This is a genomic window from Duganella aceris, from assembly GCF_011090165.1.
In the GTDB taxonomy this organism is placed as follows: domain Bacteria; phylum Pseudomonadota; class Gammaproteobacteria; order Burkholderiales; family Burkholderiaceae_D; genus Rugamonas; species Rugamonas aceris.
Window position 1 is genome coordinate 288,099 of record NZ_JAADJT010000007.1, and the last position, 23,502, is coordinate 311,600.

Below are 23,502 nucleotides of genomic sequence, written 5' to 3' on the forward strand. Positions count from 1 at the left end.
GCGTTGTTATCAACAATCACAATATGAACAATCTTCTTTGGTTGTTCAAGACCGCCATAAGACCACTTGGGTTGACCATGGTCAATTACAGCTAAGTAATAATCGGCATGGAAACAACGAAAATTTCGAATTATTCAAAAAATGAGCGAATATTTACACAAAAATACAAAGTTTTTGGAATTTTAATGCGGATTTATGCTAGTCGGTATTGAGGGGTGGTGCGGCCGTGCCGTGGCGGCCGAAGCGGCCACGGCAGGTAACTGATGGTTACTGCGAGGGGAGGGGGATCAGGCGTTGTCGGCGGCCATCGACAGGGCCACCGCCTCCGCTACCTTGATGCCGTCGACGCCGGCCGACAGGATGCCGCCGGCGTAACCTGCGCCTTCGCCGGCCGGGAACAGGCCGCGCGTATTCAGGCTCTGCAGCGTGTCGTCGCGGCGCTTGATGCGGATCGGCGACGAGGTGCGCGTTTCCAGCCCGGTCAGCAGCGCGTCGTGCTTGAAGTAGCCCTTGATCTGCTTGTCGAACGCGGGGAAGGCTTCGCGCAGCGCGGTCACGGCGAACTCCGGCAGCGCCTGCGCCAGGTCGGTCAGGTGCACGCCCGGCTTGTACGACGGCACCACCGTGCCGAACGCGGTCGAGGCGCGGCCGGCGACGAAGTCGCCCATCAGCTGGCCCGGCGCATTGTAGGTGCCGCCGCCCAGCTCGAAGGCCTTTTCTTCGAGGCGGCGCTGGAACTCGATGCCGGCCAGCGGATGGCCCGGATAATCGACTTCCGGCGAGATGCTGACCACGATCGCGCTGTTGGCGTTGCGTTCATTGCGCGAGTACTGGCTCATGCCGTTGGTGACCACGCGGCCCGGTTCCGACGCGGCCGCCACCACCGTGCCGCCGGGGCACATGCAGAAGCTGTACACGGCGCGGCCGTTGGAGGCGTGGTGCACCAGCTTGTAGTCGGCGGCGCCGAGGATCGGATGGCCGGCGTTGGGGCCGAAGCGGCAGGCGTCGATCAGCGATTGCGGGTGTTCGACGCGGAAGCCGATCGAGAACGGCTTGGCCTCGATGTAGACGCCGCGCGCGTACAGCATTTCAAACGTGTCGCGGGCGCTGTGGCCGATCGCCAGCACCACGTGGTTGGTGACGATCTTCTCGCCGCTCTCCAGCGTCAGGCCGCGCACCTGGCCGCCGCCTTCGCGCTGTTCGATCTCGATGTCGACCACCTTGCTGCTGAAGCGGTATTCGCCGCCCATGGCCTCGATGTTGGCGCGCATCTGCTCGACCATCTTGACCAGGCGGAAGGTGCCGATGTGCGGCTTGCTGACGTAGATGATCTCTTCCGGCGCGCCGGCCTTGACGAACTCGGTCAGCACCTTGCGGCCGTAGTGCTTGGGATCCTTGATCTGGCTGTACAGCTTGCCGTCCGAGAAGGTGCCGGCGCCGCCTTCGCCGAACTGCACGTTCGACTCCGGATTGAGTTCGCGCTTGCGCCAGAAGCCGAAGGTGTCGACGGTGCGCTCGCGCACTTCCTTGCCGCGCTCCAGGATGATGGGACGCAGGCCCATCTGCGCCAGGATCAGCGCGGCGAACAGGCCGCACGGCCCGGTGCCGATCACCACCGGACGCGGGTTCTGGTCGTGGCCTTGCAGTTGCTCGCCGTGGGCGACGAATTTGTACGAGGTGTCGGGCGACGGCATCAGGTGCGCGTCGTGCTTGAGGCGCTGGAGCAGGGCGGCCTCGTCCTTGACTTCGATGTCGAGCGAATAAATGAGCACGATCGCGGATTTCTTGCGCGCGTCGTAACTGCGTTTGAAGACGGTGAAACCGATCAGCTCGGCGGCCGGGATGTCCAGCCGCGCCAGGATGGCGGCCGGCAGCGCGTCCTCGGTGTGGTTCAGCGGGAGTTTGACTTCATTTAATCGCAACATGTGATGATTTCCGAAAATTGCAGGGCTCCGTAGCTAGCGGAGATTGACGCGGCCGACCGTCTGCTGAAGCGGCCGCAGGCGCTATTTTACCTGCACCGGACGGTCTTGCGCCAAGCCCGCCGCGCGCCCGGCGCCGGGGGCGCGGATATTCTGATCCGGGGTTGGCGCGGTTTTATCCGCGCCGGGAATTTATTTAATACTGAATTAATCGCGTTGATTTAAAAATCCGCCATTTTGGCGATGCACCATCGGGCGCCCCGAATTGGATCGCCGTGCGCCAAAACAGCGCGTTGCGCGCAAACAACGAATTGTATTAAAGCAACTTCGTTGAGCGGCTGCTATTTTGTCGCGCAGCACAAAGAAAGTGTGTCGCTGTGCTTATAAAGACACACTTTTCATGCTGCACTGCACAATCGCCGGCCGTCGGCGAATCGGCGCAGGCTGATATTTGCATTGGCAAATCCCGGTTGGGACAATATTTAATTTCACTCTGTTAGCGACTATCAAAATAAAAGTACGGCGATATCGGATATTGACAGATCATTAAGAAAAATTGCTGCAATGCGGCAAAAATCCCGGCGCAAAGAGCTTGCTTTGTTTCACGACATGATTTTCGTTGTTTTTGCGAAACATTGGCTAGCTGCGGTTGACAGTTTTAGCATGCAAATGGTTTCATGCAATGCGCCTGCGAAATGAGATTTTTGACAGGCACACATAAGCGAGATTCCGCATCCTGATAATCCTCCCGGCGCTTCACGGCGTCGGACGATATCGCAACAGGTTAAAAGAATCCTTCAGGCTGGCCGATTAAATACCCCTCTTTATAAAGTATTTAAAACGGTTAGGTTTCTCTTCCTTCGGGGGAGTTCAATAATGGGAGTTTTACAATGATTCAAGAGAAAATGATGTCGCGTACCTTGCGCACCGTGTTCGCCGGCTCGATGCTGGTCGGCATGAGCGCGATGATGCACAACGCCATGGCGCAAGAAGCGGCGCCGGCGAAGATCGAACAAGTGCAAGTGACCGGTACCCGCATCACGACCCCGGGAACCACCTCGATCAGCCCGATCACCTCGATCTCGGCCGAAGAGATCAAACAATCCCAGCCGATCGCTGTGGAAGAATTCATCAAGAGCCTGCCGGCGGCGCTGCCGTCGATCGGCCCTGGCACCAACAACGGCACCGGCGGCGGCGCGACCGTCGACCTGCGCGGTCTGGGCGCCAACCGTACCCTGGTGCTGATCAACGGCCGCCGCATGGTGCCGTTCAACCTGAACGGCACGGTCGACACCAACGCGATCCCGATCGCCCTGCTGAGCCGCGTCGATCTGCTGACCGGCGGCGCATCGGTGGCCTACGGCGCCGACGCCGTGGCCGGCGTGGTCAACTTCAACCTGAAGAAAAACTTCACCGGTATCGACGTCTCGACCTCGTACGGCGCCACCACCAGCGACCGCGACGGCAAGCGCAAGCGTACCGACCTGACCATGGGCGCCAACCTCGATGACGGCCGCGGCAACGTGGTGCTGAGCATCGGCAAGACCACCTCCGATCCGGTGACCCAGGGTTCGCGTCCTTACGGCGTGACCAGCCTGAGCTCGACCACCGGCAAGGGCACCGGCTCCGACACCGCGATTCCAGCCACCTTCATCATCAACCAGGCCACCGGCGTGGTCGGCGGCATCAACGGCACCACCCAGATCGACCCGACCACCGGTCGTCTGTCGAGCACGGTCACCCCGTACAACACCAATCCGCTGAACTACTACGCGACCGGTCTGGACCGTACCCAGGCGACCTCGCTGGCCAACTACAAGGTCAACGACTACGCCAACGTCTACGCCGAAGTGTTCTACACCACCAGCAAAGTGGCGTCGACGCTGGCCGAATCGGGCACCTTCCAGAACTCGTACAACGTGCCGATCGGTAACCCGTACATCCCTGAACCGGCGCGTCAGCAGATCTGCCAACAGCGCGGCATCAGCGCCGCCAACTGCGTGGTCGGCAACACCACCGTGGTGCCGATGACCATCGGTCGCCGCTTCGTCGAGCTGGGCCCGCGTATCAACTCGTTCGACAACAAGACGCTGCAGTACACCATCGGCACCAAGGGCGACGTCGCCTTCGACTGGACCTACGATGCGTCGTGGACCCGTGGCGCGTCCGACCAGGTGCAGATCAAGCAGAACTGGGGTTCGCTGGCGAAAGTACAGCAAGCGCTGAACGCGCTGAACACCACCACCTGCGTCAACACCGCCAACAAGTGCGTACCGTTGAACGTGTTCGGCGCCGCCGGTTCGATCACGCCAGCCCAATTGGCGTTCATCAACTCCAGCGCGATCTCGATGCAGCACGTGCAGCAGGACGTGGCGTCGCTGTCGTTCCAGGGTGATTTCGGCGAGAAGTTCGTCAGCCCGTTCGCAGGCCTGCCGATCTCGATGGCGGTCACCGGCGAACAGCGTAAAGTTCAGGCCGGCAACCAGTCCGACGCGGCGACCCAGATCCAGGGCGAAGTCCTGGGTTCGGGCGCACCGACCCCGGATCGTACCGGTACCTTCACGCTGCGCGAGCTGGCGGTGGAAACCTCGATCCCGCTGGTCAAGGACAAGCCATTCATGCGCGCGCTGAACGCCGACCTCGGCTACCGCGAAACGGAATTCAAGACCGCCACCACGTCGCAGAACTACAGCAGCTGGAAAGTCGGCGGCGAGTGGGAACCTGTGAAGGCGTTCCGTATCCGCGCGATGTTGCAAAAAGCCACCCGCGCACCGAACGTCAACGAACTGTTCGCACCGCAAGTGACCAACCTGTCGAATCTGTCGGCTGACCCATGCGCCGGCACCGCCATCAACGCGGCGCAGGCCAACACCGCCGGCACGCTGTCGAATCTGTGCCGTCTGACCGGCGTACCGGTCAGCAACATCGGCGTGCTGTCGCAGCCATCGTCGGGCCAGATCAACAATCTGACCGGCGGCAACACCGCGCTGGGCCCTGAGGCGGCCAAGACCAAGACCCTGGGCTTCGTCTGGGAACCGCTGCCGAAGCTGGCGATCTCGCTGGATTACTACCAGATCAAGATCGTTGACGCGGTATCGAGCCTGAGCACCTCCGACATCATCAACGGCTGCTACAGCGCCGCCAGCAATCCTTCGTTCGTCGTGAACGAGTATTGCGCGATCGTCGGCCGCGATCCAGCGACCGGCGGTTTCAATGGCGTCGGTTCGAAAGGCGTGCAAACGCCGCTGTCGAACGCCGGCAAGCAAAGCACCAGCGGCTACGACCTGGGCGTGGCGTACAAGCTGCAAGCGAAGAGCCTGAACCTCGATCCTAAGTACGGCAACCTCGACCTGGGCTTCAACTACACCCAAGTCCAGAGCTTCCAGTTCCAGGCCACGCCGACCTCGATCGACCGTGACTGCCTGGGTTACTACTCGGTCGCTTGCGGCAACGTCGCCAACGCTCCGGTGTTCAAGCGTAAGTTCGTCCAGCGCAGCACCTGGAACGTGGGCGACTTCGCCCTGGGCTACAACTGGCGTTACACCAGCGCGGTCGACTACGAGCCAGCGTCGCAACAGGCTGCACTCGTGAAGATCCTGCCGCAGTTCACCCACATCAAGGCATTTAACTATGTCGACCTGTCGGGCGTGTACAACTACTCGAAGAACCTGCGTCTGAGCCTGAGCGTCAACAACGTGGCGAACAAGAAACCGCCTATCGTCGGCGCCAACGTCGGCACCACCTCGATGGATAGCGGCAACACCTTCCCGCAAACCTACGATGCGATCGGCCGTTACGTGACCTTCGGTGCGAACGTCAAGTTCTAATCCGGTGTCGCAATAAAAAACCCGCGCGGCTGCAAGGCCGCGCGGGTTTTTTTTTATGCCGGCCGGCGCGCCTAGAGGCCGCCCCACAGCGCGCTCAGGGCGGCCACCGCCGCCAGCGCCGCCGTTTCGGTGCGCAGGATGCGCGGGCCCATCGACAGCGCCAGCGCGCCCTGGCGGACCGCCGCGTCCTCTTCCTGCTCGGTCAGGCCGCCTTCGGGGCCGATCACCAGGGTCACCGCCTGCGGTCCCTGGTGACGCGCCCAGTCCGGCAGCGACTGTTCCGCGCGCGGCGACAGGATGATGCGGCGGTGCATGTCCTGCTGGGTGATCCACTGTTTGTAGTCCTGCGGCGGCGCCAGCCTGGCCAGGCGGTTGCGGCCGCTCTGTTCGGACGCCGATTCGATGATGCCCTGCCAGTGCGCCATCTTTTTCTCGGCGCGCTCGGCCGACAGCCGCACCACGCAGCGCTGCGCCGCCAGCGGCTGGAAGCCGCTGACGCCGAGCTCGATCGCTTTCTCGATGATCCAGTCCATCTTGCTGCCTTCCGGCAGCGCCTGCGCCAGCGTCACCGCGAACGGCAGCTCCACCTCGCGCGGATGGTGGGCCTTGATCTCGGCGCTGACGCTGCGCCGCTCGATCTGCGCCAGCGTGGCGCTGTATTCGCCGCCGTCGCCGTTGAACACCGTGATCAGCGCGCCGGGGGCGAGCCGCAGCACCTGGATATGGTGGGCGACGGCCTCGGGCAGGGTGATGATTTGGCCGATGGCCAGGGTGTGGGGGCAAAAGAAACGTGGCATGCGGCGGTCCGGTGTGAGTGTTTGCGCAATTTTAATCGCTGCACCGGCCGGCGGGGAAATTACCAACGGTTAACGACTAAGAGTTACCGCGATGTCTGGTCGTGGTGCACGCGACTTTCAGTTGTGGTGCACACACGATAGTTGCGCACCAAAAAGGCGCGTCGTAGCAAAAAGACAGGTCTGGAAATTATGCTGAAATTTTGTGCAAGTGCCATATTCGAAAATTTAATATCGTTATGAGGATCTCTATCGATATAAAAATTGGCGGGGCTTGAATCCGTAGATGGAATGTGCGTCTCCATAATAAAGTATAGATGACGTAAATGTCATTGATTTATACCATTTCCTACCGATTATTTTGTATCACGTTGTTTTCTTGTATAAGCAAAAGTTGCGTTGTTGACAGCGTTGCCGGGGGCGTGGTTTTATGAGGTTAGGGCTGAGCAATGCAGCCTGTGAGTTTTGGTAAACAGATCTCCAAGAGAGATGGGGACATTGTTGCCTACAAGGCAAATCTTTTTAATCGGGAAAAACCATATGTTCAGGAAAACAGTTTTAGTTAATGCGCTCTCCATTGCCTTCGGTACAGCAGCGCTGACCGCAGCGGTGATGCAGCCGGCAATGGCACAATCGAACGCGTCCGGTTCCATCTACGGCGCGATCGATTCGCCGGCCGGCGCTTCGATTTTGGTTGAAAACAAAGAGACCGGCTTCAAGCGTACCGCTCAGCCGGAATCCGGTGGTCGTTTCCAACTGTCCGCGCTGCCAGTGGGCCACTACACCGTTCAGCTGATCCGTGACGGCAAAGTCGCCGGCACCACCGAAGTCGACGTACAAATCGGCCAGGGTGCCAGCGCCTCGTTCACCGCCGCGGTGCAAGCCGTGCAAGTGACCGGCCGCCGCAGCCGCATCGACCTTTCCAGCACCAATAGCGGTGCGACCTTCACGGCGAAAGAACTGGCCAAGCTGCCAATCACCCCGTCGGTCGCTTCGATCATCCAGCTGGCTCCTAACACTACCCGCGGCGATTCCCGCTACGGCGATGGCAACGCACCGAGCTTCGGCGGTTCCGCCGCGTCGGAAAACGCGTTCTACATCAACGGTTTCCCTGTCACCAACGTGCTGTTCCAGGTCGGTACCTCCGAACTGCCGTTCGGCGCCATCGGCGGCGCGCAAATCCTGACCGGCGGCTTCGGCGCCGAGTTCGGCCGCTCGACCGGTGGTGTGATCAACATCTCCACCAAGTCCGGCACCAACACCTGGGAAGTCGGCGGCAGCATCAGCACCGAGCCTGACTCGCTGCGCGGCACCGCAAAAAATATCTATTACGGCAAAAACGGTCTGCCGACCGATGGCAAGCTGTATAAGTACAACAAAGACAACACCCAAGATACCAAAATTGCAAACTTGTTCGTCGGTGGTCCGATCATCAAGGACACGCTGTTCTTGTACGCTAACATCGAGCGCACCAAGACCGACATCGACAACACCCGTGTGAACGCCGACAGCGCCGCGCTGAACACCGGTTGGGAAGAGCGTCGCGACACCATCAACCGCGGTCTGGTGAAAGTCGACTGGAACATCAACGACAACCACCGCCTGGAAGCGACCTACATCAACGACGATCCGAAGTCGGAACGCTCGTACTACAGCTACAACTACGACACCAACGTCAAGGGCACCACCAAGACCGGCGGCGCGCACTATGAAAGCTACGGTCCTACTCCGGTGGCGGCTCGCGTCGGCGCTGAAATCAAGATCCTGAACTACACCGGCAATCTGTCCGACGACGTGACCCTGACGGCCATGATCGGCAACAGCACCACCGAGCACAAGTTCATTCCGTTCAACTACAACCCGAACGTGCTCCAGGTGTCGGCCCCGGCCAACGCGCGTATTCCTGGTTTGAACTACAGCTCCACGCAGACCACCGGCGGCAACATCCTGACCGACGGCGCGCAAGACAAGCAGAAGGTGATGAACCTCAACTTGCAATACAAAGTTGGCGATCACACCATCCGCGCCGGTATGGACCAGAACAAGATCAGCTCCGTGGCCGGCACCAGCCGCGCCGGTGGCGGTACCTGGACCTACGCTTTCGCGACCAATCCTAACCTGCCGATCAATGGCTCGGTTCCTGCGCCTGCCACCAACGGCGGCAACGGCGCCAAGGGTTACTATGTAAGCAAAGTGCTGTCGTCGGGCGTTTCGACTCCGTCGGTCGACCAGGATGCGCAATACATCGAGGACACCTGGCAAGTCACGCCGAAGATCATCTTGAAGGGCGGTCTGCGTAACGAACAGTTCACCAACTACAACGGCGATGGCGAGCCATACGTCTCGATGCGTCACCAGCTGGCACCACGTCTGGGCGCCACCTGGGATGCGCTGGGCGACTCCTCGCTGAAAGTGTTCGCGAATGCCGGTCGTTATCACCTGCAAATGCCTACCAACGTGGCCGTTCGTGCCGCTGGCGCTTCGCTGAATACCCAGCAGTACTACACCTACACCGGCACCGATGCCGTGACCGGCGCGCCTACCGGCCTGACCCCACTGGGTGGCCTGTTCTCCGCCAACAACGAGTTCGGCCAGTCGAAAGACCCACGCCAAGTTGCTGCTCAGAACATGGACTCGCTGTATCAGGACGAGCTGATCCTGGGCTTCGAGCGTGCTTTCTCGCAGAACTTGAACTTCGGCGCCAAAGTCACCTATCGCAAACTGAAATCGACCATCGATGACTTCTGCGATCAGCGTCCGTTCGACAAGTACGCCGCCGACCACGGCATCACCAACAACTTCGTGTTCGGTTGCGCGCTGTTCAATCCAGGCAAGGACAACGACTTCCTGGTCGACTACGCCGGCGATGGCCTGAAACTGACCAAGGTCCACCTGACCGCCGCCGAGCTGGGCTATCCGGAAGTCAAGCGTAGCTACGCCGCGCTGGACCTGTTCGCCGAGCACCCGCTGCGCAACGGCTGGTACGGTAAAGTGAACTACACGCTGTCGCGCAACGCCGGTAACACCGAAGGCCAAACCCGTTCCGATTCGGGCCAGGCTGACGTGTCGACCACCGCCGTGTTCGATTACCCAGAGCTGACCCTGAACTCGAACGGCCTGCTGCCGAACGATCGCAAGCATCAGCTGAAAGCGTATGGCTTCTACCAGTTCACCGATGAATTCAGCGTTGGCGGCAACCTGCTGGTCGCTTCCGGTCGTCCGAAGAACTGTATCGGCAACCTGCCTGACTCGTACTACGCAGCGAACAACACCGCAACCGACTACGGTTCGGAGTTCTTCTTCTGCAACAACGAAGCGTCGACCCGTGGTACCCGTGGCCGTATGCCTTGGGACACCCGTCTGGATCTGAACATCGCTTACCAGCCGCGTATCGTCAAAGGCCTGGTACTGAAGGCCGACGTGTTCAACGTCTTCGACCGTCAGACCGCACAGAACCAGACCGAAGCTTACAACGTCGGCAAGGCAGTCAACGCCCTGTACGGCAACGTGATCAGCTACACCGCACCACGTTCGATCAAGCTGACTGCAGAGTACAGCTACAAGTTCTAATCGACTTGCGCGCCGCCGGCATGCCGGCGGCGCCGAACGCGAATGCCGCCCGGTGCGAACCGGGCGGCATTTTTCATTTGGACCTCAAAATCGGCCCGGTATAGGCCCCATAGGCATGCTCTGATAGAATAGTGGGTTCAGCAGCATGGCACCGGCAGCTCCCGAATTCCCAACCTCCCTGAAAAAAAACCATGAACACTACGCTCCCGCACACCCAAATGGCCAACGCGATCCGCGCGCTGGCGATGGACGCCGTCCAGAAGGCCAATTCCGGCCACCCAGGCATGCCGATGGGTATGGCCGAAATCGCCGTTGCGCTGTGGAGTGGCCATTACAGCCACAACCCGGCCAATCCGAAATGGGTGAACCGCGACCGCTTCCTGTTGTCGAACGGCCACGGCTCGATGCTGCACTACGCGCTGCTGCACCTGAGCGGTTACGCCGTGACCATGGACGACATCAAGTCCTTCCGCCAGATGCACTCGAAGACCCCGGGCCATCCGGAAGTCGACGTCACCCCGGGCGTGGAAACCACCACCGGCCCGCTGGGCCAGGGCATCGCCAACGCGGTCGGCATGGCGCTGTCCGAGTACCTGCTGGCGGCTGAATTCAACAAGCCGGGCTTCGATGTGGTCGACCATTACACCTACGCCTTCCTGGGCGACGGCTGCCTGATGGAAGGCATTTCGCACGAAGTGTGCGCGCTGGCCGGCACGCTGGGCCTGAACAAGCTGATCGCGCTGTATGACGATAACGGCATCTCGATCGACGGCAAGGTCGAAGGCTGGTTCACCGACGACACCCCGGCCCGCTTCGAAGCGTATAACTGGAACGTGATCCGCGCCGTCGACGGCCACGATGTCGCCGCCGTCGCCGCCGCGATCGCCGCCGCCAAGACCTCCAGCAAGCCGACCCTGATCTGCTGCAAGACCGTGATCGGCAAGGGTTCGCCGAATCTGCAAGGCGGCGACAAGGTGCACGGCGCCGCGCTGGGCGACAAGGAAGTCGCCGCCGTCCGCGAATACATCGGCTGGAGCGCCGCGCCGTTCGACGTGCCGGCCGAGATCTACAGCGCCTGGGACGCCAAGGCCGCCGGCGCCAAGCTGGAAGCCGACTGGAGCGCGAAGTTCGCCGAGTACAGCGCCCAGTTCCCGGCCGAAGCCGCCGAATTGAGCCGCCGCATGGCGGGCGACCTGCCGGCCTCGTTCGAAGCGACGCTGGCCGCCGGCATCGCCGCCACGGTGGAGAAGAAAGAGAACATCGCCACCCGCAAGGCCAGCCAGAACGCGATCCAGGCGCTGGCGCCGGTGCTGCCGGAATTCCTGGGCGGCTCGGCCGACCTGACCGGCTCCAACCTGACCAACTGGAAGGAAATCGTGCCGCTGCGTTCCGGCCAGCCGGGCAACCACATCAACTACGGCGTGCGCGAGTTCGGCATGTCGGCGATCATGAACGGCATCACGCTGCACGGCGGCTACATCCCGTTCGGCGCCACCTTCCTGACCTTCTCCGACTACAGCCGCAACGCGCTGCGCATGGCCGCGCTGATGAAGCTGCGCTCGATCTTCGTGTTCACTCACGATTCGATCGGCCTGGGCGAAGACGGCCCGACCCACCAGTCGGTCGAGCACATCTCGTCGATGCGCCTGATCCCGAACCTGGACAACTGGCGTCCATGCGACACCACCGAATCGATGGTGGCGTGGGGCGAAGCGGTCAAGCGCAAGAACGGCCCGTCGACCTTGATTTTCTCGCGCCAGAACCTGCCGTACCAGGAGCGTTCGGCCGAGCAGATCGCCGACATCGCGCGCGGCGGCTACGTGCTGGCCGACGCCGCCGACGCCAAGGTGATCCTGATCGCCACCGGTTCCGAGATCGAGCTGGCGCAAGCCGCCGCGTCCGCGCTGGCCGCTGAAGGCATCGCCGCGCGCGTGGTGTCGATGCCGTCGACCGATGTATTTGACCGTCAGGACGCCGCCTACAAGGCGAGCGTATTGACCAAAGGCGTGCCACGTGTGGCGATCGAAGCCGGCGTGACCGATTTCTGGTACAAATACGTCGGCCTGGAAGGCGCTGTTGTCGGCATCGATACCTTCGGTGAGTCGGCTCCGGCAGGCGTGCTGTTCAAGCACTTCGGCTTCACGGTGGAAAACGTGGTGGCGAAAGTCAAATCTGTCATTGCTTAATCTATAATTGCTTGTTGCGTTACCTATATTTCTAATCAGGAGCAAAGTATGACGATCAAAGTTGCAATCAACGGTTATGGCCGCATCGGCCGCAATGTGCTGCGCGCTTTCTACGAAGGCGGCAAGAAACAGGACATCCAGATCGTGGCCATCAACGATCTGGGCGACGCCAAGTCGAACGCGCACTTGACCCGTTACGACACCGCCCACGGCAAGTTCCCGGGCACCGTCACGGTCGACGGCGACAACATGATCGTGAACGGCGATGTGATCCGCGTGTTCGCGCAGCGCAACCCGGCGGAAATCCCTTGGGGCGACCTGGGCGTGGACGTGGTGCTAGAGTGCACCGGCTTCTTCACCACCAAAGAGAAGGCTTCTGCCCACCTGAAGGGCGGCGCCAAGAAAGTCATCATCTCCGCACCGGGCGGCAAGGATGTCGACGCGACCATCGTCTACGGCGTCAACCAGCATGTGCTGAAGTCGACCGACACCGTGATCTCGAACGCATCGTGCACCACCAACTGCCTGGCGCCGCTGGTCAAGCCGCTGAACGACGCCATCGGCGTCGAGACCGGCCTGATGACGACGATTCACGCTTATACCAACGACCAGGTATTGTCCGACGTGATGCATGAAGATCTGCGCCGCGCCCGTTCCGCCACCATGAGCATGATTCCAACCAAAACCGGCGCCGCCGCCGCGGTTGGTCTGGTATTGCCGGAATTGAATGGCAAGCTGGATGGTTTCGCGATTCGCGTGCCGACCATTAATGTATCGCTGGTCGACCTGTCGTTTATCGCCAAGCGCGATACCACGGTCGACGAAGTGAATGCGCTGATGAAGGCCGCCGCCGAAGGCGCATTGAAAGAAGTGCTGACTTATCAGACCGAACCGCTGGTCTCGATCGACTTCAATCATAATCCGGCGTCGTCGAATTTCGATTCGACCCTGACCAAAGTGTCGGGCCGTCTGGTGAAAGTCTCGTCGTGGTACGACAATGAATGGGGTTTCTCGAACCGCATGCTGGATACCACCGTCGCACTGATGACCGCGAAATAATCGTTCGCTATCCGATAAAACCTCGCGGCCCGTGCCGCGAGGTTTTTTTTCGCCTGGACCAAGCTGGTTTTTGGCATTTACGTGCCAATTTTTGGCTTATTTCCCGGGCATGGACGAAAAAAAGCCGGGACGCATCCCGGCCTGATCGATATAGCAGCGACTTATTTGTAGATGCCGGAGCCGACGAAGAAATCGTCGACCTTCTCGACATAACCGGATTTTGATTCAACGGTTTTGGTCACGGGATTCGGCCATTTAAAATCGACCCAGCCGCTGCCCTTGGTTTTTGCGAGCTCGACCATTTCTTTTATCATCAGCTTGCCTTCATTATCCTTTAACCCAATCAAAGGCTTGCCGACCATTTTGGGATTATTACCGTGCGCCAAAGCGACGCCATTAAAATCGTAAATATAAACATATAAATCGCGGTCGTGGAATGTCGCATTGCCCGGATCGGCGATCGCGGCGAATGCTTTTTCCTTGCCGTCGGATTTAATCAGCGCGACCGCTTTCTTAACCATTGCGACGGCTTCTTCTTTGCTGCCCTTGTCCGCCGCCCAAACATTGGCCGACGCGGCAAACAAGCCCAGGCTGATCGCCGCGGCGCCGAATAATGCTTTCATATCCACCTCCTTGGTTATTGTTATCGACAAGAGTACTGCAATTCGATGGCTGAAAATCGTCCTGTTGTAGTCAGGCAACGCCGGCGCCGAAGATGGCCTGCCACAGGATGGACACCTGGGCCGCCTCGTCCGCCACCAGCGCCGGGTCCACCCGCGCCAGGTCCTGGCCCTGCAGCCGCAACTGGTGTTGTAACTTGCGCAACTTGCGGTAGGCGTCGCCGACCTTGGCCGCCAGCCCCGCGTCGATCAATCCCAACTCGGCGCACAGCTTGAGCAACGCGATGTTGCCGGTGTTGAGCGTCAACTGCGGCCATGCCGCCGAATATTGCAGCACCAGGAACTGGACGATGAACTCGATGTCGATCATGCCGCCCGGGTCCTGCTTCAGGTCGAACAGCGCAGTATGGTTGGGCTTGGCATCGACCATGCGTTTCCGCATGGCAAGCACCTCCTGCTTCAGCGGACCGTCGGCCGGCCGTTCCTTGCGCAGCACCGTGTCGCGGATCTGCTCGAAGCGCTGGCCGATGGCGGCGTCGCCGGCGCAGAAGCGGGCGCGGGTCAGCGCCTGATGCTCCCACACCCAGGCCGAGTTGCTCTGGTACTTCTCGAACGCCGCCACGCTCGACACCAGCATGCCGCTGGCGCCGTCCGGCCGCAGCGCGGTGTCGATGTCGAACAGGATGCCGGCCGAGGTGTGCGAGGTCATCCACGTGATGAAGCGCTGCGCCAGCTTGGCGTACTGGGCGGGCGCTTCCTGGTCGGCATCGTCGTACAGGAAGATCACGTCCAGGTCGGACACATAGCCCAGTTCCTTGCCGCCCAGCTTGCCGTAGGCGATGACGGCGAATTGCGGCACCTCGCGGTGGCGCGTGGCCACCGTCTGCCATACCGCCTTGATCGCGGCGGCGACGATGGTGTCGGCCAGCGCCGACAGGTAGTCCGCCAGCTTTTCCACCGTCAGGTCGCCGGCCAGGTCTTGCGCCAGCAGGTGGAACAGCTGGGCGTGGTGGATTTCGCGCAGGATGTCCATCTGCCGCTCGGTGTCGCCCGGCGCCGAGGCCAGTTGCAGCTCCAGGTCGGCGGCCACCGCCACCGGGTCGAACACGGCGTTGCGGACCCGGTCGTCCAGCAGTTCGTCCAGCAGGATCGGATGCTGGCTGAGGAATTGCGCCGCCCAGCCGCTGGCGTGCACCATGCGGATCACCCGCGCCAGCGTGTGCGGATATTCGGTCAGCAGCGACAGATAGGCGGAACGGCGCGCGATGGCTTCGAAGAAATCCAGTAGCCGGCCCAGCGTGGCCTGCTGGTTGCCGCCGCTCGACTCCTGCGACGCCTGGACGATCAGCGGCAGCGCCGCGTTGACCAGTCCCAGCAGGCGATTGCGGCTGGCTTCCGGCAACGATTGCAGGCGCGGCGCCTGCCAGGTGGCGATCAGGCGCTTGGCCGCGCCCTCGGCATCGTCGAAGCCCAGGGCGGCGAAGCGCGCCACCATCGCTTCACGGTTGTCCGGATCGGCGCATTCGTTGCTCGATTGCGGGTTGATGTCGCCCTCGCCGCCGGTGGTTTTATCGGAAAACATCTCGTCGAATTGCCCGGCGACGAACTGGCGGTGCGCCTCCAGCTGGGTCAGCAAGGTCGCCGCGTCGGGCAGGCCCATCATCTGCGCCACGGTCAGGCGGTCGGCGTCGTTGGCCGGCAGGGTATGGGTCTGGGCGTCGTCCAGGTATTGCAGACGGTGTTCCAGGTTGCGCAGGAAGGTGTAGGAAGCCAGCAGTTGATAGACGATAGCGTGACTTAGCAAACCTTTCTCGGCGATGATGCGCAGCGTGGTGCGGGTCGAGCGGTCGCGCAGCGCGGCGTCGCGGCCGCCCCGGATCAGCTGAAACACCTGCGCCAGGAACTCGATCTCGCGGATGCCGCCGCGCCCCAGCTTGACGTTGTTGCTGCGGTCCGGGTGCAGCCGCTCCTGGCGGTTCACCTCGGCGCGGATTTGCGCGTGCATGTTGCGGATGGCGTCGATGACGCCGAAGTCCAGGTAGCGGCGGAACACGAACGGCCGCACGATCGCGTCCAGCGCGGCGATATCCTCCGGGCGGCCGGTGACGGCGCGCGCCTTGACCCAGGCGTAGCGCTCCCATTCGCGCCCCTGCACGATCAGGTATTGCTCCACCATGCTGAGGCTGGCGGCCAGCGGGCCGGAACCGCCGTTCGGCCGCAGCGCCATGTCGACCCGGAAGGTGAAACCGTCCTCGGTGATCTCGGCCAGCGCGGCGATCAGCTTCTTGCCCAGGCGGATGAAGAATTCATGGTTGGACAGGCCGCGCTGGCCGGGCCCGGCGGCGGTGTCGCCGTCCTCGGGGTAGACGAAGATCAGGTCGATGTCGGACGAGACGTTCAGCTCGCCGCCGCCCTGTTTGCCCATTGCCAGCACCATCAGCTCCTGCGGCAGGCCGGAATCGCGGCCGACCGGCACGCCGTGCGCGGCCTCCATTTCCATCTTCAGCTCGGCCATGTGGCGCTGGATGGCGAAATCGGCGAAGCGGGTCATGGTCTCCACCACCTCGGCCAGGTTGGCCTTGCCTTCGAGGTCGCGCCGGATCAGGCCGCAAACCAGCAGGTTGCGCAGCCGGCGCATCGAGCGCATCAGCGGCAGCGGCGGGGCGCCTTCCGGCACGGCGTGGGATTCTTTTGTTAAAAATGCAGCCAGATCGAGCTGGGCGAGGGATAATTGCGTCAGCTCGTCGGCCTTGGCGGCGCGGTCGGGCGCTGCGGCCAACCAGCGCTGGTAGTAACGGGAGGCGGACGGTGATACGGACGGTGCGCTCATGGGTGATATTGTTTCCTCGTAACGGCGTGTAAAGCATGTAAAACCAGCGTCAAGCGGCCATTGGTGGCGCGGTTTGGCGCATGCCTTGGGGTAGAATTGCTCCGCAGGCAGAAAAGCTTGAAAACCGAGTTTAGCGATTTATTTGACGCATGGCCTGATTTATTAGCTTATTGATGCAAAAACAAGATGAGGAGACCGTGACAGCCGAGGGCCCGTTGGCCGCGCGCTGGCACCGGCTCCGTGCCGCCTATCGCCTCTGCAACCTCGCCACCCATCATGTGCTGGGCTTCACGCTCAAGCTGGTGCTGCTGTTGTATTTCGCCTTCGCCATCCTGTTCCTGACGCTGCGCTACCTCGTGTTGCCGAATATCGACCACTACAAGGGCGATATCGAGCGCGCCGCCAGCCGCGCGGTCGGCAACCCGGTCACCATTTCCCGCATCTACGCCTCGTGGAACGGCTTTCGTCCCAACCTGTTTCTGGGCGACGTGGTGCTGCACGACCAGCAGGGCCGCGCGGCGCTGAGCCTGCCGAGCGTGTCGGCCACGCTGTCGTGGTGGACCATGGCGGCGGCCGAGGTGCGCTTCCATACGCTGGAGTTGTCGCGTCCCGACCTGAACGTGCTGCGCGATACCGACGGCCGCTTGTACGCGGCCGGCGTCTACATCGACCTCAACAAGCCGAGCGACGGCAAGGGCCTGGAATGGTTGCTGAAGCAGCGCCAGATCGTGATCCGCGAAGGCCGGCTGCAATGGACCGACAAGCTGCGCGGCGCGCCGCCGCTGGCGCTGGACAACGTCAACATCGCGCTGCGCAACCAGTGGTTGCGGCACCAGTTGGCGCTCAAGGCGACGCCGCCGGCCGCGCTGGCCGCGCCGCTCGACCTGCGCGCCGACTTCGGCCATCCGGCCTTCGGCAGCCGCGTTTCCAATGTCTCGATGTGGAAGGGCGAGGTCTACGCCGACATCCGCAACACCGACCTGGCGGCCTGGAAGACCTGGGTCGATTATCCGTTTGAACTGCAACGCGGCAGCGGCTCGCTGCGCGCCTGGATCGACGTCGACCAGTCGCGCCTGAGCGGCTTCACCGCCGACGTCGGCCTGAGCGACATTTCCGCCGTGCTGGGCAAGGAATTGCCGCTGCTGGACCTGCAACAGCTGAGCGGCCGCATCGCCGCCCGCGAAGACGTGCGGCCGGTGCTGGCGGCGGCCAAGAGTGTGCGCGCGCCGGCCTTCGGCGCGCGCGGCCACAGCGTCGAGCTGAGCAACCTGACCCTGACCACGCGCGACGGCCTGGCGATGGCGCCGACCTCGCTGTCGGAAACCTATGTGGCGGCGGCCGGCGCCAAGCCGGAAAAATTCGAGATCCGCGCGCCGCAGCTGGACTTGCGCACCATGGCCGGCCTGGCCGAGCGCCTGCCGCTGACCGAACGCCAGCGCAAGCTGCTGAGCGACCTGGCGCCGAGCGGCATGCTGCGCAATTTCCAAGCCGAATGGCAGGGCGCCTATCCGGCCTTGCAGTCCTACCGCGTCAAGGGCGACCTGATCGGGCTGGGCCTGAAGCCGCAGCCGGCGCGCCTGGCGCAAGCGAAGACCGCCAAGTCGCCGGCCACCGCCGCCGTGCCGGCGATTCCCGGCTTCGACAACCTGACCGGGTCGATCGACGCGACCGACAAGGGCGGCAGCTTCAACCTCAATTCCGAGCAGCTGGTATTGCAGATGCCGGACTACTTCAGCGACGCCGCGATGCCCTTCGACCGCCTGAACCTGAAGGCGCGCTGGTCGTTCGAGGCCGAGCAGCAACTGCTGCTGCACATCGACGCGATGGACTTCCTGCAGGAGGGCCTGAGCGGCACCTTGCAGGGCACGCACAGCATGCCGATGAACGGCAAGGGCCCCGGCAAGGCCGACCTGAGCGGCACGCTGGACGGCTTCCAGATCAACCGCATCGGCCGCTACCTGCCGATGCAGACCCCGCCCGACTTGCAGCACTGGCTGACCGGCGCGCTGGAGGGCGGCGTCGCCAGCGAGGTCAGCGTGCGGCTGCGCGGCGACCTGGCGCATTTCCCGTTCAAGGACGGCGACAAGGCGCACGGCGAATTCCGCATCGCCGGCAAGCTGACCGAAGGCAAGCTGAATTACTCGCCCGGCCACTACCACCTCGACGGCAAGGAGCTGGGCAAGGACGGCAAGCCGCTGCCGCTGTGGCCGCAGGCCGAGCACATCAAGGGCAGCTTCGTGTTCGAGCGCGCCCGCATGGAAATCCGCGGCGACACCGCCACCACCGGCGGCGCCGCGCTGACCGGCGTCAAGGCGGTGATCCCCGACCTGACCGTCCACGACTCGATGCTGGAAATCGACGGCAACGCCGCCGCGCCGATGCAGGAATTCCTCAAGTACGTGACGGTCAGTCCGGTATTGGAATGGATCTCGCGCTTCACCGAGGAAACGCAAGCGACCGGCAACGCCAAGCTGGCGCTGAGCCTGCGGCTGCCGCTGTCGCACATGATCGACGCCAAGGTGCAGGGCACGCTGCAATTGCAGAACAACGACATCACGCTGATGAACGACTTGCCGGTGGTGCAAGCGTCGCAGGGCAAGATCGAATTCAACGAGCACGGCGTCAACCTGAACCAGCTGTCCGGCAGCTTCCTCGGCGGCCCGGTGTCGATCACCGGCGGCAGCCTGAAGGACAACTCGATCGTGGTCAAGCTGGGCGGCATGCTGACCGCCGACGGCTTCCGCAAGAATTACCAGATGCCGGTGATGCAGCGCCTCGGCGCGCAGTTCGCCGGTTCGGCCCGCTACAACGGCACGGTGACGGTGCGCGACCACCAGGTGGTGGTTGCGGTGGATTCCAGCTTGACCGGCCTCAGCCTTGACCTGCCGGATCCGGTGCGCAAGGCGCCGGGCGACGCCATGCCGCTGCGCTTCGTGCTGACCAGCGGCCTGGTCGCCGACGGCGCCGGCGCGCTGCACGACGAGATGCGCATCAACCTCGGCAACAACATCGCGGCGCGCTACCAGCGCCAGAAGATCGGCAAGACCCACTGGAAGCTGGTGCGCGGCGGCATCGGCGTCAACACGCCTGCGCCGGAACCGGACAGCGGCCTGGCGTTCAACGTCAACCTGCGCACGCTCAACATCGACAACTGGCTCGACTTCGGCGGCGCCATCGCCGGCAAGGACGACGGCGCGCCGGCCCCGGCGGCGGACGCGGTCGACATCGGCCAATACGTGCTGCCGGACGCCATCGCCGCCCGCAGCAGCGAGCTGGTGGTCGGCGGCCGCAAGCTGGAGAACGTGGTGATCGGCGTATCGCGGCAAAAAAGCATGTGGCAAGCCAGCATCGATTCGACCCAGGCCAATGGCTACCTGACCTGGAGCGAACCATCCACCGGCCAGGGACTGGGCAAGGTGACGGCGCGCCTGTCGTCGCTGGTGATTCCGGAGTCGGCGTCGAACGACGTGGTCGAACTACTCGACGGCAAGAGCGCCGCCACCACCATCCCGGCGCTGGACGTGGTGGTCGACCGTTTCGAATTGTTCAACAAGCCGCTGGGCCGGCTGGAACTGCAGGCCAGCAACGCGCAGATCGGCAGCGCGCGCGAATGGCGCGTCAACAAGCTGGCGCTGGCCAACGCCGACGGCGAGTTCGCCGGCACCGGGCGCTGGGTCAGCAAGAACGGCGTGCACGACACCAGCCTCAACTTCAAGCTCGACATCGCCGACGCCGGCAAGCTGCTGGACCGCTTCGGCTTCATCGGCACGGTCAAGGGCGGCAAGGGCACGCTCAACGGCGACATCGCCTGGAAGGGCCTGCCGTACTCGCTGGACTTGCCGAGCCTGTCCGGCCAGCTGACGATGAATATCGAAAAAGGCCAGTTCCTCAAGCAGGATCCGGGCGCGGCCAAGCTGCTTGGCGTGCTCAGCCTGCAAGCCTTGCCGCGCCTGCTGAAGCTGGACTTCCACGACGTCTTCTCGGAAGGGCTGGCGTTCGACGGCATCACCGCCAACGCCGCCATCCAGCGAGGCATTGTCAAGACCGACAACCTGAAGATGCACGGCGTCGCCGCGACCGTGCTGATGGACGGCAGCGCCGACATCGCCAACGAAACCACCAACCTGCACGTGGTGGTGATACCGGAGGTCAACCTCGGCACCGCGCCGCTGGTGTACGCGCTGGCGGTCAATCCGGTGATCGGGCTGGGCAGCTTCCTGGCGCAGCTGTTCCTCAGTGCGCCGGTGATGAAGGCGCTGACCTATCATATGCAGGTCACCGGGCCGTGGAAGGCGCCGGTGGTCGCCAAGCTGGACGCATCCAAGGTGGAGCCGCCCGGCGCGCCGAAGGGTATGCACTAATTGATTACGGAGTTTTCATGAACAGCACCGTCGCCGCAGTACAAATGATTTCCTCGCCGTCCGTGACGGAAAATATCGCCACCGCGCGCCGCCTGGTGACGCAGGCCGCCGCCACCGGCGCGCAGCTGGTGCTGCTGCCGGAATACTGGGCCATCATGGGCGTGCACGACAGCGACAAGGTCGCGGTCGCCGAGCCGCTGGGCACGGGGCCGATCCAGGACTTCATGTCCGGGCTGGCGCGCGAGCTGGGCATCTGGCTGATCGGCGGCACCTTGCCGCTGGCCTCCGACGACGCGGAGAAGGTGGTCAACACCACGCTGGTCTACAACCCGCAGGGGGAGCACGTCGGCCGCTACGACAAGATCCACCTGTTCGGCTTCACCAAGGGCACGGAATCGTACAACGAATCGAAGACCATCGTGCCGGGCAAGAACATCGGCGTGATCGAAGCGCCGTTCGGCAAGGTCGGCATGTCGGTGTGCTACGACCTGCGCTTCCCGGAACTGTTCCGCGCCATGGGGCCGGTGTCGCTGATCGTGCTGCCGGCCGCGTTCACCTACACCACCGGCATGGCGCACTGGGAAATCCTGCTGCGCGCGCGCGCCATCGAAAACCAGTGCTACGTGCTGGCGGCGGCGCAGGGCGGCATCCATCCGAACGGCCGCCGCACCTGGGGCCACAGCATGCTGATCGACCCGTGGGGCACGGTCAAGACGGTGCTGGCCGAAGGCGAGGGCGTGGTGCACGGCGAGATCGACCCGACCTTCATGGAAGGCGTGCGCCAGAGCCTGCCGGCGCTCAAGCACCGCACCATGTGAATCACTGAAGAGAAGACATCATCATGAAGCCATTCGAACCCAACCTGTCCACCCTGGCGGTCGCGCGCGACATCCTGCTGACGCCGTTCGGGCTGGACGAAGGCAAGTTGCTGAAGACCCTGGGCGCGATGTTCACCCACAAGGTCGACTACGCCGACCTGTATTTCCAGTTCACCAAGAACGAAGGCTGGAGCCTGGAAGAAGGCATCGTCAAGACCGGCAGTTTCTCGATCGACCAGGGCGTCGGCGTGCGCGCCATCTCCGGCGACAAGACCGCCTTCGCCTACTCGGACGAGATCTCCGAAGCGGCGCTGATGGACGCCGCCGGCGCCACCCGCACCATCGCCCGCGCCGGCGCCGGCAAGATCAAGGTGGCGGGCGCGATGACGCCGACCGGCGGCCGCTCGCTGTACCTGCCGAACGACCCGCTGGCCTCGCTGGACGCGACCGCCAAGGTGCAGCTGCTGGAGCGCATTGAAAAGATGGCGCGCGCCAAGGACCCGCGTGTGGTGCAGGTGATGGCCAGCCTGGCCGGCGAATACGACGTGGTGCTGGTGGTGCGCAGCGACGGCGTGCTGGCGGCCGACATCCGGCCGCTGGTGCGGGTGTCGCTGACGGTGATCGTCGAGCAGAACGGCCGGCGCGAGGTCGGCTCGTCCGGCGGCGGCGGGCGTTACGACTATGGCTACTTCAGCGACGCGTTGCTGGAGGAGTATGCGAGCGAAGCGGTGGCGTCGGCGGTGGTCAACCTGGATGCGCGTCCGGCGCCGGCGGGGCCGATGACGGTGGTGCTGGGGCCGGGCTGGCCGGGCATCCTGCTGCACGAAGCGATCGGCCACGGCCTGGAGGGCGACTTCAACCGCAAGGGCTCGTCGACCTTCTCCGGCATGATCGGCGAGCGGGTCGCGGCCAAGGGCGTGACGGTGGTGGACGACGGCACGCTGGCCGACCGCCGTGGCTCGCTCAACATCGACGACGAAGGCAATCCGACCCAGTGCACCACGCTGATCGAGGACGGCATCCTGAAGGGCTACATCCAGGACACGATGAACGCGCGGCTGATGAAGATGCCGGTGACCGGCAACGCGCGGCGCGAATCGTTCGCGCATTTGCCGATGCCGCGCATGACCAACACCTACATGCTGGGCGGCGACAAGGATCCGGCGGAGATTTTGGCGTCGGTGAAGAACGGCTTGTACGCGGTCAATTTCGGCGGCGGCCAGGTCGACATTACCAACGGCAAGTTCGTGTTCTCGGCCAGCGAGGCGTACATGATCGAGGATGGCAAGGTCACCTATCCGGTCAAGGGCGCGACGCTGATCGGCAACGGTCCCGAGGTGCTGAACCGGGTCTCGATGATCGGCAACGACATGCGGCTCGACCCCGGCATCGGCGTGTGCGGCAAGGAAGGCCAGAGCGTGCCGGTCGGCGTGGGCCAACCGACACTGCGGATCGACGGGGTAACGGTTGGCGGCACGGCGTAGCAACGAGTCTGCGTGCCCCGGCTCCATTTTT

Annotated in this window: 11 protein-coding genes; 7 read left to right on the forward strand and 4 right to left on the reverse strand. The window is 62.9% G+C overall.

The features are described from left to right. Positions 1-287: 287 nt before the first annotated feature. Positions 288-1,925, reverse strand: coding sequence for an NAD(P)/FAD-dependent oxidoreductase (locus GW587_RS17200; RefSeq protein ID WP_166105466.1), 1,638 nt, complete (start codon positions 1,923-1,925; stop codon positions 288-290). An 887-nt stretch (positions 1,926-2,812) separates the two neighbouring features. Here GW587_RS17200 and GW587_RS17205 point away from each other — a divergent pair. Then, positions 2,813-5,749, forward strand: a complete 2,937-nt coding sequence (locus GW587_RS17205; RefSeq protein WP_166105468.1) for a TonB-dependent receptor domain-containing protein — start codon at positions 2,813-2,815, stop codon at positions 5,747-5,749. Between the two features lie 71 nt (positions 5,750-5,820). Here GW587_RS17205 and GW587_RS17210 read toward each other — a convergent pair whose 3' ends face one another. Further along, a complete protein-coding gene (locus GW587_RS17210; protein ID WP_166105470.1) occupies positions 5,821-6,546 on the reverse strand; it encodes a 16S rRNA (uracil(1498)-N(3))-methyltransferase in 726 nt (241 codons plus the stop codon). Between the two features lie 621 nt (positions 6,547-7,167). Between GW587_RS17210 and GW587_RS17215 the strand changes: the two genes are divergently transcribed. The 3 genes from GW587_RS17215 (at position 7,168) to gap (ending at position 13,358) form a co-directional block, all read left to right on the forward strand. After that, positions 7,168-10,113, forward strand: coding sequence for a TonB-dependent receptor (locus GW587_RS17215; protein WP_229259495.1), 2,946 nt, complete (start codon positions 7,168-7,170; stop codon positions 10,111-10,113). Between the two features lie 191 nt (positions 10,114-10,304). Next, positions 10,305-12,299 (forward strand): transketolase, encoded by a 1,995-nt coding sequence (gene tkt / locus GW587_RS17220; protein ID WP_166105474.1) that lies wholly within the window; start codon positions 10,305-10,307, stop codon positions 12,297-12,299. Between the two features lie 48 nt (positions 12,300-12,347). After that, on the forward strand, positions 12,348-13,358 hold the full coding sequence (gene gap / locus GW587_RS17225; RefSeq protein ID WP_166105476.1) for a type I glyceraldehyde-3-phosphate dehydrogenase: 1,011 nt from the start codon (positions 12,348-12,350) through the stop codon (positions 13,356-13,358). Between the two features lie 161 nt (positions 13,359-13,519). Here the strand turns inward: gap and GW587_RS17230 are convergent, their stop codons facing one another. Both GW587_RS17230 and glnE read right to left on the reverse strand, forming a co-directional pair. Further along, a complete protein-coding gene (locus GW587_RS17230; RefSeq protein WP_166105478.1) occupies positions 13,520-13,981 on the reverse strand; it encodes a cache domain-containing protein in 462 nt (153 codons plus the stop codon). A 70-nt stretch (positions 13,982-14,051) separates the two neighbouring features. Beyond that, positions 14,052-16,808, reverse strand: coding sequence for a bifunctional [glutamate--ammonia ligase]-adenylyl-L-tyrosine phosphorylase/[glutamate--ammonia-ligase] adenylyltransferase (gene glnE / locus GW587_RS17235; RefSeq protein ID WP_166105480.1), 2,757 nt, complete (start codon positions 16,806-16,808; stop codon positions 14,052-14,054). A 173-nt stretch (positions 16,809-16,981) separates the two neighbouring features. Between glnE and GW587_RS17240 the strand changes: the two genes are divergently transcribed. Genes GW587_RS17240 through tldD form a run of 3 tightly spaced genes read left to right on the forward strand, consistent with a single transcriptional unit; the run spans position 16,982 to position 23,471 of the window. Further along, a complete protein-coding gene (locus tag GW587_RS17240; protein WP_166105482.1) occupies positions 16,982-21,169 on the forward strand; it encodes a YhdP family protein in 4,188 nt (1,395 codons plus the stop codon). 17 nt (positions 21,170-21,186) lie between these two features. Continuing rightward, positions 21,187-21,987, forward strand: a complete 801-nt coding sequence (locus GW587_RS17245; RefSeq protein ID WP_166105484.1) for a carbon-nitrogen hydrolase family protein — start codon at positions 21,187-21,189, stop codon at positions 21,985-21,987. Between the two features lie 23 nt (positions 21,988-22,010). Beyond that, entirely contained in the window at positions 22,011-23,471 is a 1,461-nt protein-coding gene (gene tldD, locus GW587_RS17250) for a metalloprotease TldD (protein WP_166105485.1), read from the forward strand. Positions 23,472-23,502 lie beyond the last annotated feature (31 nt).